A 15527-nucleotide genomic window follows, 5' to 3' on the forward strand; every position below is an offset into this window, starting at 1 on the left:
CCCGCGGCGCGACTGGTCTCAACAGGCGGTCGCGCGGGGTGTGTCGGGCCGCCCGGCGCCGTGCATGACCTCGACGAGGTCGGTACGCCGTTTGATGCCGAGTTTGCGGTAGATGCGGGTGAGGTGCTGCTCGACGGTGCTGACGGTCACGAACAGCTGGTTGGCGATCTGCCGGTTGCTGTGGCTCTCCACGGCGAGGTACACGACGCGCAGTTCGGCGTCGCTGAGGGTGCGCAGGCGGCCCTCGGTGCCGCCGGGCGCCGGCTCGGCGGGCGAGGCGCCCTGGTCGGTTCCGGTACTGCCGACGGCCGTGGGGCGCGCGGAGATCTGCACCCCGCACTCCTCGGCCATCAGGCGGGCCCGGCGCAGCATGAGGCGGCCCTTGCTGTACTGGCCCTGCTCCTGGAGCGCCCAGCCCAGGTCGTGCAGGACGAACGACAGCTCGACGGGCGCGTCGCAGTCCTCGAGCTGTTCGGCGGCCCGGCCCAGGAAGCGGAGCACGTCGCCGCCGGTGCTGCACGCGGCCAGGACGCGCAGTCCGCCCGCGGTCACCCGGGACGGCCGGGCGCCGCAGATCCGCAGTTCCTCGGTGACCAGGGCGCGGGCCCGGTCGAGGTCGCCGAGCCGGACGCAGGCCATCGCGGCGCCGGAACGCCAGGGTGCGACGGCCGGGTTGTCGGTGCCGCAGCGCGCGGCGATCTCCCCCATGGCGAGGAAGTCGTCGAGGGCGGCGGCCGCCTGCCCGTTGGCCATCGACTTGTGGCCGCGCGCCCGCAACAGGCGTATGGCCAGGGGCGTTTCGAAGGTGGCGGCCGGGAGGGCGGCCTGCGCCTCTTCGACGGCCTCGGACTCGTTTCCGGTGAGGGCGTTGGCCTGGAGGGCGGTGCTCAGCGGGAGGGCGAGGGCGATGCCCCAGTTCCGGGCGGGGAGCAGGGCCAAGGCTTCCTCGACCTGCTGCTCGGCCTGTCGCGGATGGCCCTTGCGCAGCAGGACCTCGGCCCGCACGCTGCGGAAGAGGGCCTCCCACAGCGGGGCGGACTGGCGGTCGGCCTCGGCGACGAGGCGGTCGGACCACTCGCGGGCCTCGCCCAGCCGTTCGGCGTACACGAGGGTGTGGACGGCGACGAGCAGCGCGGACAGGGTGTCGTCTGACAGGGCGTAGTTGCGCAGGGTTTCCTGCGCCTCGGCGACGGCGGCGGCGTCGGGCCCGGAGGTCATGTTGGCGCTGAGCATCGCGGCGGCCCGGCGTTTGGCCCCGAGTTCGGGCGAGACGCCCAGGGCCCATGCGTCGGCACCGCCCGACCGGTGGCCGGACACGTCGGCGGAGGCGTCGTCTTCGTGGCCGGACCTGCCGCCGGGCCAGCCCGGGTACAGGGCGCGCAGCCAGAGCCGGGAGGCGTCCAGGTGCGAGATGGTGAGCGGGTCTTCGGCGACCGGCTGCTCGTGTTCCTCGCGTTCGATGAGCCCGCCGGCCTCGTCGGGATGGCCGAACCACAGGTGTGCGTCGATGGCAGCGGTCACCCGGGGGCCGGACAGCAGGCCGGCACTCGCGTCGTCGGCGAGGGCGGGCACCCGGCGGTAGGCGGCGTACGGGCTGGAGCGCCAGGTGGCGCGGATGAGCATGGCCACGCTGGCGGCCCTGCGGCGGTCGTCGTCGTCGTGCTCGTGGGCCAGGCGCAGGCAGTCCAGCGCGAACTGGCCTTCGCCGTCGACCAGGGCCTGTTCGGCGGCCTCGTGCAGGACGGGGATGGCGCACTGGCTGTCGAGCCGGTCGGCGGCGAGCAGGTGGCGGGCGACGGTGACGACCGAAGAGCCGTTCTTGAACAGCTCGTTGGCGGTGTGGGTGTGCAGGGCGAAGCGCTCGCCGGCGGTCATGCCGCCGAGGAGGGCGGCGGCCGCCTGCGGGTGGCGCAGCAGGCCGCCGGAGAGGAGCCCGGTCTCCCGCAGCAGGTCGAGGACCTGGGCGGTGCGGTCGGTGTCGAGTCCGGCGAGCTTGGCCAGGACGTGGACGGGTGGCGCCTCGTCGAGCATGGCGAGTCGGCGGGCGACCTGGCGGACTTCGGGTTCGTAGCGGTAGACGCAGCCGATCAGGGCCTTGCTGAAGCCGGCGCCGACGCGGAAGACGGGGCCGCGGGCGGTGACCGCGCTGCGGTTGTCCTCGATGAGGCCGCGCAGCAGCATCGGGTTGCCGCCGCTGACTTCGCAGGCTTCGGCGGCGAGGGCGCGGGCGACGGCGGAGCCGAGCTGTTCGGCCAGCATGTCCTCGACGCCCTGCCGTGAGAACAGCGGGAGCCGCAGGTGCCGGGCGACGGGCTCGGCGGGGAGTTCCGCCTGGGAGAGGGTCGCGGGCCAGCGGGAGTGGAGCGATTCGTTGAGGACGACGAGGAGCCGGGCGGAGCGCAGCCGCCGTACGACGAAGGACAGGCAGCGCAGCGAGGCGAGGTCGGCGAACTGGGCGTCGTCGATGCCGATGAACAGCGGGCCGGGGGTCCGTTCGACGAGGTCCAGCAGGGTCATGCACATGCCGTGGAAGGCGGCGGGTGCGACATCGTCGGCGAAGCCGTCGTCGAGGCCGCCGCGCGCCGGCGCGGCCTGGGCTTCGCGCACCCAGGAGGCGATGCGGTCGGCGAGGTCGGGGGCGATTCCGGCACCGTGCAGGAGGTGGGCCAGCAGCCCGAAGGGGACGGTCTGTTCCACTCGGGAGGCGGTGGCCATCAGGACGTGCGCGCCGGATTCCGCGACGCTTTCGGAGAGCGCGGTCAGCAGTTCCGTCTTTCCGCAGCCGACCGGACCTCCGACGATTCCGACCCGGCTGTTTCCGGCCAGGGATTCGTCGAAGAGTGCGTGGAGTACGGCTAATTGACCGGCGCGCTCGGGCACCGCGGGAGGATTGGTCCGCTGGCGGACCGAGCCGCCCTCGACTGTGATGGCATGCGTCGACACACTACCCATTCACTCCCCCTGGACTCCCGTACACGGGGACGGCCGTGGGACCGGCCCCCGATACACAAAATGCCGAATACTTCGTCATGTCAAAGAATTTCCTGAACCGCTGAGATGTACGGAGCGGCACACGGCGGCGGTTGCCGCGGCCGACTTCACGCCATCGGGATCGGGGCGGCGACAGGGGCTCCGGGAGCGGTCGGCTCACAGCCCCTGCCTCAACTGGCGTGTGAGCGAAGGACCTTCCACCATGCACACCAGTCGAGACTGACTCGGCGAGGCTAACCGTGGACGCACATTCGAGTCAACTCATGTTGGACGCCTGACCTGTCGACTTAAACACCAGTTTGACGTTAAGATGACCGCCCGATGATGGAGGCGCGGCACATGACCGACCCGGACTCCGGGCTCCCCGACAGCCTGGCCAGCAAGCTGAACCACCTGTTCACCAGCATGGTTCCGGCCGGCCGAGGCCCCTACACCACCGAAGAGGTCGCCCGCGCGATCACTTCGGCCGGCGTCCCCATTTCCGGCAGCTACATCTGGCTGCTCCGCAAGGGGCAGCGCGACAACCCCACGCTGCGCCACGTCGAGGGGCTGGCCAAGTTCTTCGGCGTACCCCCCGCCTACTTCTTCGACGACCAGGTGACCGACAAGGTCAACGGCGAGCTGTCGCTCCTGACGGCCCTGCGCGAGGCCCAGGTCCAGCGGGTCGCCCTGCGCACCGCCGGGCTGTCGCAGAAAAGCCTCAAATCCATCAGCGAAGTGATCGAGCGCGTCCGCGAACTCGAAGGGCTCTCGGAGGAACCGACGGAAACCGGTCGGCCAGATTGAAATTCTGTGTTCAATTGCTTGACAAATCCAGGAGTGGCTCAAACCGAACTGGACGATGCGCGCACGCCATGATCAGATTCAGGTGAGGATCGCGGCGATCGTTCAGGGAGGGTCATGAGCAACAACAGCACCACATCCGTCCCCGCGACTCCGTGATCATTGTGCGTTGGCGATCAAAACCGGCCGTCCCCTCCCCGACCCCGCGGGGCACCCGCTGCGAGGAGCGGGTGCACGCTCTCGGCCTCCCGCTCAACGAAGGCCTCACGATCGATGAACTCTGCGACCATGTGGGCCGCCTGAGGAAGCGTCCGGTCCGCGTGGTCTCCCTCGCACTGCCGCCCGCCGGCCCGCACGGTCTGTGGGTCTCCACCGAGGCCAACGACTACATCTTCGTCGAGGAACGCCTCGTCCCGGTGCACCAGCAGCAGGTCGTCCTCCACGAGATCGGCCATGTCGTGTGCGACCACGACGCGTCGCCCGTCATGACCGAGCAGGCCTCCCGGCTCCTCCTGCCGTCCCTCGACCCCGACCTCGTCCTGCGCGTCATGGGCCGCGAACACACCGACTCCGCCGCGGAGATCGAGGCGGAGATGGTCGGGTCCCTGATCGGACGGCGCATCAGCAACTGGGCCGTGCAGCGCACCCTGGAGGTGCCGCCCGAGGCACGCGCCATCGCGGAGCGGCTCGCCGCACTCGAGGCCCCGGCCTCCCGGAGGAGCCCCGAACACCCATGAACAGCCTTCTCTACCCGATCTGTTCGGCGGTCGCCCTCTTCGCGATGGTCTACAAGGCGCGCGTCCTGACGACCGACAGGTCCGTCACCCAGCTCGCGCTGGTCGCCAACTTCCTCCTGCTCTTCGTCATCTTCACCGTCTCCACCCCGTCGGTCTGGCCGACCGTCAGCGACCTGGTCGGGATCACCAACTTCTCCGGCCTGTTGACCCAGAGCTGCGTGATCGTGATGACCGCCTGCCAACAGCTCGTACTCCTCCACCTCATGTACGGGGCCCGGGCCGCGCGCCGCAAAGCGGTACCGCGGGTCCTCGCGCTGGCCCTCGTCCTGGCCGCGATGGCCGTGCTGTTCGCCGGCGCCGCGACGCACGGCGAGGCCCCCGACGACTTCGCCGTGGCCCGCGCCCAGTACACGCCCGCCTACCTCGCCGTCTACCTCGCGGCCTTCACCGCCAACCAGGTGGAGATCGGCGTGATGGGGTGGCGGTACTCGCGGATCGCGCCCTCGCCCTGGCTGCGGCGCGGGCTGCGGATGGTGGCCCTCACCCTGCCGTTCGCCCTCGTCTACACCTGCTGCCGGACCGCCGACATCATCGCGGCGCAGCTCGGCGGGACCGGCCACCGCTGGGAGCCGATCGCGCAGCTCGGCGTGGGCGTCGCCGTCATCGTCCAGACCGTCGGGTGGATCCTGCCGGACTGGGGGCCGCACCTGACGGCCGGAGCCGACCGGCTGCGCAACCGGCGGGCGTACCGCACCCTGACGCCCCTGCACCGGGTGCTCACCGAGGCGGTCCCCGAACCGGTCATCCCGGTCAGCTCCGCGCTGGACCTGCCGACCCGGCTCTACCGCATGCTGATCGAGATCCGCGACGCCCAGTGGGCCCTGCGCACCTGGATGGACCCGGAGATCGCCCGCACCGCCGAGACGCGGGCCCGGCAGGCGGGGCTGCGCGACGAGGAGCTCGCGGCCGTCGTCGAAGCCGCCCAGCTGCACGGCGCCATCGAGGCCAAGCGCACCGACCGGCCACCCGAAAGACCCCTGGACACACCGGTGGCCACGGCTCCCGGCGACCTCGCCGCCGAACTCGCCTTCCAGCAGCGGCTGGCGAAGGCGATGGCCTCGCCCGTCGCTCTGGAAGCCGCCGGCCGCACCCCCGCCACCCCCGCATCCTCAGCACGTACGACCAAGGAATCCGCATGACCCAGAGCATCGCCGCAGCCGCACTCCCCCAGCCGTTCGGCGACGGCTTCGGGCGCGACCCGCACGCCGTGTACGCGCGGCTGCGCGCGCAGGGGCCGGTACACCGCGTGGCCCTGCCCGACGGATCGCCCGTATGGCTGGTCACCCGCGAGGCCGAGGTCCGGCAGGGGCTGGCCGACCCCCGGCTCTCCGTCGACAAGCGTCACTCCGGCACGGGCTTCAAGGGCTTCTCGCTGCCCCCGGCCCTGGACGCCAACCTCCTCAACCTCGACGGCGCCGACCACCTGCGGCTGCGCCGGCTGGTGTCCCAGGGGTTCAGCGCCCGGCACGTCGAGGGCCTTCGCCCGCAGGTCCGGGACGCGGTCGACGGCCTGCTCGGCCGGCTGGCGGCGCGGGCCGGCGCCGAAGGCCGCGCCGACGTGGTGGCCGAGCTGGCCAGGCCGCTCCCGCTGAAGGTGATCGGGGACCTGTTCGCCGTGCCGGAAGCGGACCGGGACCTGTTCTCCGGGTGGGTCGCGGCGATGCTGGCGCCCGCCGGCCGCGAGGAGCTGGCCGGGACGATCGGTCTCGTCCACGACTTCTTCGTCACCCTGATCGCCCGCCGCCGGGCCGCTCCGGGCGACGACGTCCTGTCGGGCCTGATCGCCGCGCGGGACGACGGGGACCGGCTCACCGAGGACGAACTCGTCTCGCTCGCCTTCCTCATCCTCATGGCGGGCAGCGAGAACGTGCAGCACCAGATCAGCGGCGGACTGTTCACCCTGCTCACGCACCCGGAGCAGTTGGCCGCGCTGCGGGCCCGCCCGGAGCTGCTCCCCGACGCCGTCGAGGAGCTCCTGCGGTACGCCCACCCCAACCACCAGGCCATCCGCCGGTTCGCCACGGAGCCGGTCGAGATCGCCGGGGTCCCGATCCCGGCCGGCGACACGGTACTGCTGTCACTCGCCGCCGCCCACCGGGATCCGGCCCGGTACGACGCTCCGGACCGCTTCGACATCGGCCGCGCCGACCCGGGCCACCTCGCCCTCGGCCACGGACTGCACTACTGCCTCGGCGCGCCGCTGGCCCGCATGCAGGTCGGCCTGGCGCTGGAGGCTCTGCTCTGGCGGCTCCCGGGCGTCCGGCTCGCCGTCCCCGCCGCGGAACTGCCCTGGGCGTCGACCTTCCGCTTCCATGCCCTCCGGGAACTCCCCGTCTCCGTCGACGTGGTGGCGGGCGGCCACTGACGGTCGGCCGGGGAGCGCCGCCGAAGCGACGGGTCCGGCGGCGCTCAGCCGAGCAGCGCGTAGACCGTCGAGGCGCGGGCGGCCGGTTCGTCGGAGCCTTCGGCGGTCAGCGTGATGTCCGCGAACGCCATCCGCCTGCCGAGCTTGGTGATCCGTACGTCGATCAGCACGTCCGCCCCGGCGACGGGGCGCTGGAAGCTGGTGGACTGCTGGACGGTGGTCATCGGGCCGTAAGCGCCACGGGCCGCGGAGATCGCGATCACGGTGGCGGTGTCGGCGGCGGCCATCATGGCCTGCCCGGAGAGGCCGCCGCCGTCCCGGGCCAGCCGGTCGGACCAGGGCAGCCGCAGGACGGCGTGCCGTTCGCCGGTCTCGGCCACGGTGAGGCCGAGGTCCAGCACCCAGGGGGCGAAGTTGTCGGCGAGGATCTTCTCGGCGGCTGCGGGCGTCAGCGCGGGTGTGTGCGTCACACACGGCATTGTGGCGGCCCGCCGGGACCGCCACAACGCCCCGCCCCCGGCTGCTTCTACAGCCGGGCGGCGAGCTCCGTGCCCTGCCGGACGGCGCGCTTGGCGTCCAGCTCGGCGGCGACGTCGGCGCCTCCGATGAGGTGGGCGTTGACGCCGGCGCCGGTGAGCTCCTCGAACAGGTCGCGGCGCGGCTCCTGGCCGGTGCACAGCACGACGGTGTCGGCGGGGATCAGCCGCTGCTCGCCGTCGACGGTGATGTGCAGGCCCTCGTCGTCGATGCGGTCGTACGCGGCTCCGGCGACGGTGGTGACCCCGCGGTGCTTGATCTCGGCGCGGTGGATCCAGCCGGTGGTGGTGCCGAGCCCGGCGCCGACCTTGGTGGTCTTGCGCTGGAGAAGGTGGACCGTGCGCGGGGTCGCGGGCCGCTCGGGCCTGCCGAGCCCGCCGCGGTTGCCGTACGTGGTGTCCACGCCCCAGTGGCGGAAGTACACGGCCGGGTCCTGGGAGGCGCCTTCGCCGCTGTCGGTGAGGTATTCGGCGACGTCGAAGCCGATGCCGCCGGCGCCGAGGATCGCGACGCGCTCGCCGACGGGTGCGCCGTCGCGCAGGACGTCGAGGTAGCTGACCACGCTGGGGTGGTCGACGCCGTCGATGTCGGGGGTGCGGGGGGTGACGCCGGTGGCCACGACGACCTCGTCGTAGCCCTCGAGGGCGGCGACGTCGGCGCGGGTGTTCAGCCGGACGTCGATGCCGTGCTCTTCGAGCTGGGTGCCGAAGTAGCGGATCGTCTCGTTGAATTCCTCCTTGCCCGGAATGCGGCGGGCGATGTCGAGCTGCCCGCCGATCCGGTCGGAGGCCTCGTACAGGGTGACCTCGTGGCCGCGCTCGGCCGCGGAGACCGCGCAGGCCAGGCCCGCCGGGCCGGCGCCGACGACGGCGACGCGCTTCTTCAACCGGGTGGGGGCCAGGACCAGTTCGGTCTCGTGGCAGGCCCGCGGGTTGACCAGGCAGGAGGTGATCTTGCCGCTGAAGGTGTGGTCGAGGCAGGCCTGGTTGCAGCCGATGCAGGTGTTGATCGTGTCGGCGCGGCCGGCGGCGGCCTTGGCGACGAAGTCCGCGTCGGCGAGGAACGGGCGGGCCAGGGAGACCAGGTCGGCGCGACCCTCGGCGAGCAACTGCTCGGCGATCTCGGGGGTGTTGATGCGGTTGCTCGTGACGAGGGGCACGGAGACCGCGCCCATCAGGCGCTGGGTGACCCAGGTGTACGCGCCGCGCGGCACGGAGGTGGCGATGGTGGGGATGCGGGCCTCGTGCCAGCCGATGCCGGTGTTGATGATGGTGGCGCCGGCCGCCTCGACCTCCTTGGCGAGGGAGACGACCTCGTCGAAGGTGGAGCCGCCGGGCACCAGGTCGAGCATGGACAGGCGGTAGACGAGGATGAAGTCCTCGCCGACGGCCGCGCGGGTGCGGCGGACGATCTCCAGCGGGAAGCGGACCCGGTTCTCGTACGAGCCGCCCCAGCGGTCTTCGCGCTTGTTGGTGTGCCCGGCGATGAACTCGTTGATGAGGTAGCCCTCGGAGCCCATGATCTCGACGCCGTCGTAGCCGGCGAGCTTGGCGAGGCGGGCCGCCCGGACGAAGTCCTCGACGGTCTCCTCGACCTCGGCGTCGGTCAGCTCGTGCGGGACGAACGGGCTGATCGGGGCCTGCAGCGCGGACGGGGCGACCAGGTCCTTGTGGTACGCGTACCGGCCGAAGTGCAGGATCTGCATGGCGATCTTGCCGCCCTCGGCGTGCACCGCGTCGGTGATGACGCGGTGCTCCTCGGCTTCCGCCTCCGTGGTGAGCCGGGAGCCGCCCTCGAAGGGGCGGCCGCGGTCGTTGGGGGCGATGCCACCGGTGACGATCAGGCCGGCGCCGCCGCGGGCGCGCTCCGCGTAGAAGGCGGCGAGGCGCTCGAATCCCTGCGGGGCCTCTTCCAGACCGGTGTGCATCGAGCCCATGATCACCCGGTTCGGCAGGGTGGTGAAGCCGAGGTCGAGCGGGCTCGTCAGGTGCGGGTACGGGGTCATGGGGGCGCCTCCTCGCGCGGTGTCCTGCCCCTGTTCTAGCGAGCGGGACCCTGTTTTGCAACTAGGTGCAAAACCTGGTGCGGGTCGGGTGGGGCGGCTCTCGGGGCGCCGGGCCGGTGTCTGCGGGGCCGGCGGCTCCCCGGCCTGGCCGGTCGTGTGGCGCGCCTCACGCCGGGCCGGCTGACCGTGGCGCGCCCTCAGCTCCGCCGACGCCCTGGGCTGCGACCTCCAGCCCCTCCGGCGTTTGAGGAGCGGGTCCGGGCGGAGCCCGGTGCCCGGCGCCAGCCGGGTTGCAGTCTTGGGGCTCCGCCCCAAACCCCGCGCCTCAAACGCCGGCGAGGCTGAAGATGGCCCGCTCAGGCTGAGGTCCGTCTCGAACGCCGGCGAGGCTAGAGGTTGCGCCCCAGGGCCTCGGCGGAGCCGGGTCGGCGAGGCTGGAGGTTGCACCCCAGGGGGTTCGGCCTCGGGGCCGGGTCATGAGGAGCGGTACGCGGACTTCTGCGCGAGCTTGCCGTCCTTGAAGCAGAAGCGGAAGACGTCCTCCGCACCGCTGCCCGCCGAATCGTCGGCTATCGCGTACCAGACGCACGTCGCCCCCGCAGGCTGAGCCGGCCCGCCCCCCTTGAGCGCGTCGGTGATGAAGTTGTCCCCCTCGGGCAACTTCGCGCGGACCTCGCTCTCGGCGTCGCCCGTCTTCACCGAGTCGTAGACCTGCCGGTCGACCATGCTCTCGTCTGCGGCGCCGACGAACGCGAAGATCCCGAAGCCGAGGAGCGCCAGGAGGCCGACTCCCAGTACCCCCGCCACCAGGCATCCGATCAGACACCCGTTCCGTCGCTCGGCCACGCCCGTTCCTTTCCTCGTACTCCTGCGGACGTCTCCGACTTTCGCAGGCGGGCCCGGCGCGGCGTGTTCTCGAAAGTCGCCGACCGGCGAAACGTTCGTCGTTCCCCGGGAAGGGCGGGGAGGAAGGGCGCGGGATCAGGCCTCGGCGAGCACCGCGCGGATCACGTGGCGGGCGTTGCGCGCCATCGCCGGGTTGCTGTTCCGGTAGTACGGCAGCGCGATCACCGCCTGGGAGAGGGTGCGCGCACGGCCCCGGGCCCAGGTCGCGTCGTCCACGCCGAGCGCCTCGCGGAAGACCTGCCGCGCTCCGGCCGGCAGCAGGTTCCATGCCGGGAAGAGGTCGCAGGCCGGATCGCCGACCCCCGCGCACCCGAAGTCGATCACCGCGGTCAGGCGGCCGGTCGCGCCGTCCACCAGCAGGTTGCCCGGCATCAGATCGGCGTGCAGCCACACCGGCGGCCCGTCCGGTTCCGGTGCCCGCATCGCGTCGTCCCACACCGCGGCCACCGCGTCGCAGTCGACGCCTTCCTCCGGGATCCCGCGCAGCGCCGCGATCCCCTCCCGGGTCCCGGCGTCCTGGAGGGCGAGAGGCCCGCCCCGGTGGGCCACCGGCGGGGTCGGCGCCCCGGTCCGGCGGCCGGGCCCGTCGGCGGCGGGCAGCGTGATGCTCCGCATCGCCGCCACGAACGCGGCCAGGTCCGCGGCCAGCAGTTCCGGTGCGGCGACCGCCCCCGCTTCGGGGTTCTCCCCGGCCAGCCATCCGTACACGGACCACGGCCACGGGAAACCCTCCGCCGGCTCCCCCGCCCCGAGCACCCGGGGTACGGCGGTCGGCAGCAGGGGCGCGAGGCGGGGCAGCCATTCCTGTTCCATCGCCACGTCACCGGCGCCGCCCTGCGCGAGGGGCAGCCGTACGGTCATGTCGTCGCCCAGCCGGTACACGGCGTTGACCGTGCCGCCGGACGGGAAGCGCTCGACCGGCAGCGCCGCCCACTGCGGGAAGCGCCCCGCGACCAGCCGCCGTACGAGGTCGTCGTCGAGGGTGTGGCCGGCCGCCCGGCCGCCGGGGTGCGCCGCCGTCTGCTCTGTGATCACGAGGGCCATCCGATAGGCCACCGCCCGCGTGCGTCAAACACATTTCCGGACGGGGACCGCCGGGAGCCCGGCGCTCGCCCCGCCCCCGCCGTCGCCCCGGTCTCAGCGCACCAGGTCGGAGGGGTCGGTGTTGGCTCCGCACAGCACGACCGCGGTGCGGGCGCCGAACGTGCCGGGCCCGGCGTCCAGGGCCGCGTACGCGGTGGCGGCGGCGTGTTCGACGGCGATCCGGTGGTCGTCCCAGAGCGACCGGCGGGCCCGGACGATCGCCTCGTCGGGGACGAGCACCGCGTCCACGTCCGGGTGCCGGGCCGCGGCGAGGGCGGTGGCGGAGACCCGGCGGGCGCCGAGCGCGTCGGCGGCGACGGAGTCCACGCTCACGTCGACGGGCCGGCCCGCCTCCAGCGCGGCGTGCAGGGCCCGGCAGCGCTCGGGTTCGACGGCCGCCACCCGGATCCCGTGCTCCCGGGCGGCGGTGGCGATCCCGGCGAACAGCCCGCCGCCGCCCACCGACACGACCACGGAGTCCAGCCCGGGCAGCCGGTCGCGGATCTCGTCGAGGAGGGTGCCCGCGCCGGCCGCGATCAGCGGGTGGTCGTAGGCGTGGCTGAGCAGGGCGCCGCTGCCCGCCGCGTACTCCTCGCAGGCGGCGACGGCCTCGGCGTACTCGCTGCCGCTGAGCCGGACGTCCGCCCCGTACGAGCGGAGCCGGGCCACCTTGACCGGCGGGGCGGTCTCGGGAAGGAAGACGGTGGCGGGCACGCCCTCCTCGCGGGCGGCCCAGGCGCAGGCGAGTCCGGCGTTGCCGCCGGAGGCGATGGTCACGCCGGCCGCGGGCAGGGTGCCGGCGGCGCGGTGCGCGGCGAGGAAGTTGCGGGCGCCGCGGGCCTTGAAGCTGCCGGTGTGCTGGAGGTACTCGAGCGCGAACCAGACGCCGGGGGCGGCCGGGGCGAGCGCGACGGGGCGGGTGCGTCCCTCGATACGGGCGGCGGCGGCCCGGATGTCCGAGGCGGTGAGCGGTACGGGCTGTTCCACGGAGATCTCCTGGTCGGTGGCGGTGCGGTCGCGGTGCGATGGCAGTGCGGTGAAGGGGACGGTGGCGGTGCGGTGGAGGAGGGGGCGGGCGGTCACCCGCCCGGCTGGTCGGACGGGCGGGTGACGCGGGGGATCACCCACCCGCGCGGGGCAACGCCGGGCCGTCGGGCCGGGCCGCTTCGATCAGGCCGTGCAGGGCCCCGCGGTACACCTCGTGGTCGGTGAGCGGGGGCAGCAGCTCGGCCAGGTGCCCGGTGAGTACGGGGAACTCGGCCGGGTCGAGGGCGGCGAGCGCCGTCCGCGAGGCGGCGGTGGCGCCCTGCGGGTCGCGGTGGTCGACGAACGCGGCGCAGCCGAGGGTGAGGAGGTACATCTGCCGGTACACGGCCATCGCGCGGCGCGGGGTCATGCCGGCGTCGAGGTTCGCGGCGAGGGCCGGTTCGACGAGCCGGGCGAGGAGGTTGCGGCCGAGCCAGGGGCGGCTGCCGCGCAGGGCCAGCAGCCCGGGGTGGGCGGTGAGCAGCCCGTACAGCGCGGTGAACCGCTGCGCCGTGCCGGTGGCCCAGTCGGTGCCGGGCGGCACGTCGGGCAGCCGGCCGGCGAGGTGGTCGGTGCACAGGTCGAGCAGCCCGGCGAGGTCGGTGCAGCGGCGCTGGACGGTGGCGTGCGAGACGCCGAGCCGGTCGGCGAGCGCGCGGAAGCTGAGGGCGGCGGGGCCCTCCTCGTCGATCAGACGCAGGGCGGCCGCGGCGACGGCCTCGGGGGTCGCGCGGTCCAGAGCGGGGGAAGTCCTGGGCATGTGATACAGCGTATCTTACGTCGTATCGCACGACGGGTGGCGATCTCCGGCGGGATCGCCCCGGACCGCGGCCCCGCCACCGCCCGGCGGCCGCACACCGCACGCGGCATCGGCGCCGGCCCCGGCCGCACCGCGAGCCCCCCGACCGCACCCGGGTCCGCACCACGACACCCGCACCGGCCCACCCGGCGGGCACCGCCGGCACCACCCGCACCCCGTCCGCGAGCCGCCGCGCCCACCCCGCCCGCCACCTCCCCCACCCCCTCCCCGGCACCCTGACGAATGATCAGGTTTGCCAAAGATTCCTCCGCCATGCACCCGATTGCAGTCATATGGAGGTGCATCAGGGCTTTTCGATGGGCATATGTTCATTCTGACGCAGCGTCACCGCTGCCCCGCACAGCACGACAGACCGTCAGCACGCCCCCCCAAGTCGAGGAGCCTCCGTGCCGTCACGCCTGCGTGCGCTCCGCAGCTGTCTCACGGCTGCCGCACTGCTCGCCCTGTCATCGGCCAACCCCCCGGCGGTGGCCGAATCCCTGACCGCCACCCCTCCCCCCACCTCCGTCCGGCCCGGCTCCGTGCCGCCCACCGCCGCGCCCCCGGCGGCCGGCCCGGCCACGGTCCCGGCGGACGCCGCACTCGCGCCGACCCCGCCCATGGGCTGGAACAACTGGGCGCACTACATGTGCGACTTCGACGAACAGACCGTCGTGGCCAACGCGGACGCCCTCGTGCGCACCGGGCTGGCCGCGAAGGGCTACGACACGGTGACCATCGACGACTGCTGGCTGACGCGCAGCCGGGACGCCGCCGGCAACCTGGTCGCCGATCCGGTGCGGTTCCCGCACGGCCTGGCCTGGCTGGGCCGGTATCTGCACGGCAAGGGCCTCAAGTTCGGGATGTACCAGGACGCCGGCGCCCTGACCTGCGAGAAGTTCCCGGGCAGCGGGAGGCCGCAGGGCGGCGGGGCCGACCATTTCGCGCAGGACGCGCGGCTGTTCGCGTCCTGGGGCGTCGACTACCTGAAGATGGACGGCTGCAACATGTGGGTCGCCCCCGGCCAGACCAAGGAGGAGGCCTACCGGCAGGCGTACACGGCGGCGGCCCGCGGCCTGCGCGAGAGCGGTCGCGACATCGTGCTGTCCGCGTCCGCGCCGGCCTACTTCCAGCAGGGCGAATGGGGTTCACCGGCCTGGTTCTCGGTGCTCGGCTGGGTCGGCGGCACGGCCCAGCTGTGGCGCGAGGGCAAGGACGTACAGGTGTACCAGCCGGGCGCGCCCGGCACCTCTCGGTGGTCCTCGGTGACCGGCAACTACGGCTACAACCGCTGGCTGGGCCGGTACGCGGGCCCCGGCGGCTGGAACGACCCCGACTTCCTGCTCGCGGGGGCGCCGGGGCTGACCGCCGAGGAGAGCCGTACCCAGGTCGCCCTGTGGGCGATGATGGCCGCCCCGCTCATCCTGTCGTCGGACGTCGGCGCGCTCAGCGCGGCCGGGCTGGCCGCGCTCGGCAACACCGCCCTGATCGCGGTGGACCAGGATCCGCTCGGCCGGCAGGCCGCCGTGGTCGCCACCGACGGCAGTACGGACGTACTGGCCCGCCCGCTGGCCGGCGGCGACCGGGCGGTGGCCGTGCTCAACCGCACCGGCACGGCCCGGCGGGCCGTCGTGCAGCTCGCCGACATCGGGCTGCCGTCCTGCCGGGTGACGGCCCGCAACCTGTGGACCGGGGCCGCGGCCGACACCTCCGGCCCGCTCACCGCGGCCGTCCCGGCGCACGGCACCGCGATCTGGCGGCTCACCCCGCACGACTGCGCCGCGGCGGTCCCCACCGGCCAGCTCACCGGCAACGGCGCGCGCTGCGCCGACGGTGAGCACGACGCGCGCGCCGGAGCGGTACTTCTCAGCGCCTGCACGGGCGGCGCCGACCAGCGCTGGAGCGCCGCCGCCGACGGCACGCTGCGGCTGTCCGGCCGCTGCCTGACCGCCGCCGGCGCGGGCACGGCGGCGACCGTGTCCCTGGCCGCCTGCGACCCCGGCCGGCTGCCCGGCCAGCGCTGGCGGTGGCGGGCCGACCGGACGCTCACCGAGGCGGGCTCCGGACTGTGCCTGGACGCGCCGGCCGCCGTCACCGAACGGCTGCGGGCCCGCCCCTGCGGCGCCCACCTCGTCAACCAGGCCTGGGCGCTGCCCGTCTGACCCCACGGCACGTCCCCGGACACGGCAGCTCCTTGCCGCCTCAGTGCGTCACGCCGCGGTGCACCGTCCGACG

Annotated in this window: 12 protein-coding genes; 5 read left to right on the plus strand and 7 right to left on the minus strand. The window is 73.6% G+C overall.

The window, feature by feature from the left end; all coding sequences use genetic code 11:
• Positions 1-18: 18 nt before the first annotated feature.
• Positions 19-2943 (minus strand): helix-turn-helix transcriptional regulator, encoded by a 2925-nt coding sequence (locus OG764_RS06255; RefSeq protein WP_328967387.1) that lies wholly within the window; start codon positions 2941-2943, stop codon positions 19-21.
• Between the two features lie 387 nt (positions 2944-3330).
• On the opposite strand from OG764_RS06255, the gene OG764_RS06260 reads away from it, so the two are divergent.
• The 4 genes from OG764_RS06260 to OG764_RS06275 all read left to right on the plus strand — a co-directional run bounded on the left by OG764_RS06260 (position 3331) and on the right by OG764_RS06275 (position 6936).
• Positions 3331-3777 carry a helix-turn-helix domain-containing protein gene (locus tag OG764_RS06260; RefSeq protein ID WP_328967388.1) on the plus strand — a complete coding sequence of 149 codons (447 nt, stop codon included), beginning with the start codon at positions 3331-3333 and terminating at the stop codon, positions 3775-3777.
• Positions 3778-4004: 227 nt separating this feature from the next.
• Positions 4005-4511 carry an ImmA/IrrE family metallo-endopeptidase gene (locus OG764_RS06265; protein ID WP_328967389.1) on the plus strand — a complete coding sequence of 169 codons (507 nt, stop codon included), beginning with the start codon at positions 4005-4007 and terminating at the stop codon, positions 4509-4511.
• Positions 4508-5710 (plus strand): MAB_1171c family putative transporter, encoded by a 1203-nt coding sequence (locus tag OG764_RS06270; protein ID WP_328967390.1) that lies wholly within the window; start codon positions 4508-4510, stop codon positions 5708-5710. The genes OG764_RS06265 and OG764_RS06270 overlap by 4 nt, the downstream gene beginning before the upstream one ends.
• Positions 5707-6936 (plus strand): cytochrome P450 family protein, encoded by a 1230-nt coding sequence (locus tag OG764_RS06275; RefSeq protein ID WP_328967391.1) that lies wholly within the window; start codon positions 5707-5709, stop codon positions 6934-6936. The genes OG764_RS06270 and OG764_RS06275 overlap by 4 nt, the downstream gene beginning before the upstream one ends.
• Before the next feature lie 44 nt (positions 6937-6980).
• Here OG764_RS06275 and OG764_RS06280 read toward each other — a convergent pair whose 3' ends face one another.
• The 6 genes from OG764_RS06280 to OG764_RS06305 all read right to left on the minus strand — a co-directional run bounded on the left by OG764_RS06280 (position 6981) and on the right by OG764_RS06305 (position 13253).
• A complete protein-coding gene (locus tag OG764_RS06280) occupies positions 6981-7415 on the minus strand; it encodes a PaaI family thioesterase (RefSeq protein ID WP_328967392.1) in 435 nt (144 codons plus the stop codon).
• Between the two features lie 47 nt (positions 7416-7462).
• A complete protein-coding gene (locus OG764_RS06285; RefSeq protein WP_328967393.1) occupies positions 7463-9478 on the minus strand; it encodes an NADPH-dependent 2,4-dienoyl-CoA reductase in 2016 nt (671 codons plus the stop codon).
• A gap of 474 nt (positions 9479-9952) precedes the next feature.
• A complete protein-coding gene (locus OG764_RS06290) occupies positions 9953-10324 on the minus strand; it encodes a hypothetical protein (protein ID WP_328967394.1) in 372 nt (123 codons plus the stop codon).
• 135 nt (positions 10325-10459) lie between these two features.
• Positions 10460-11419 (minus strand): aminoglycoside phosphotransferase family protein, encoded by a 960-nt coding sequence (locus tag OG764_RS06295; RefSeq protein WP_328967395.1) that lies wholly within the window; start codon positions 11417-11419, stop codon positions 10460-10462.
• 102 nt (positions 11420-11521) lie between these two features.
• On the minus strand, positions 11522-12454 hold the full coding sequence (locus OG764_RS06300; protein WP_328972897.1) for a serine/threonine dehydratase: 933 nt from the start codon (positions 12452-12454) through the stop codon (positions 11522-11524).
• Between the two features lie 133 nt (positions 12455-12587).
• Positions 12588-13253, minus strand: a complete 666-nt coding sequence (locus OG764_RS06305; protein ID WP_328967396.1) for a TetR family transcriptional regulator — start codon at positions 13251-13253, stop codon at positions 12588-12590.
• A 446-nt stretch (positions 13254-13699) separates the two neighbouring features.
• On the opposite strand from OG764_RS06305, the gene OG764_RS06310 reads away from it, so the two are divergent.
• A complete protein-coding gene (locus tag OG764_RS06310; RefSeq protein WP_328967397.1) occupies positions 13700-15454 on the plus strand; it encodes a ricin-type beta-trefoil lectin domain protein in 1755 nt (584 codons plus the stop codon).
• Positions 15455-15527: the final 73 nt, after the last annotated feature.

The sequence above is a fragment of the Streptomyces sp. NBC_00239 genome (genome assembly GCF_036194065.1).
Taxonomy (GTDB): Bacteria; Actinomycetota; Actinomycetes; order Streptomycetales; family Streptomycetaceae; genus Streptomyces.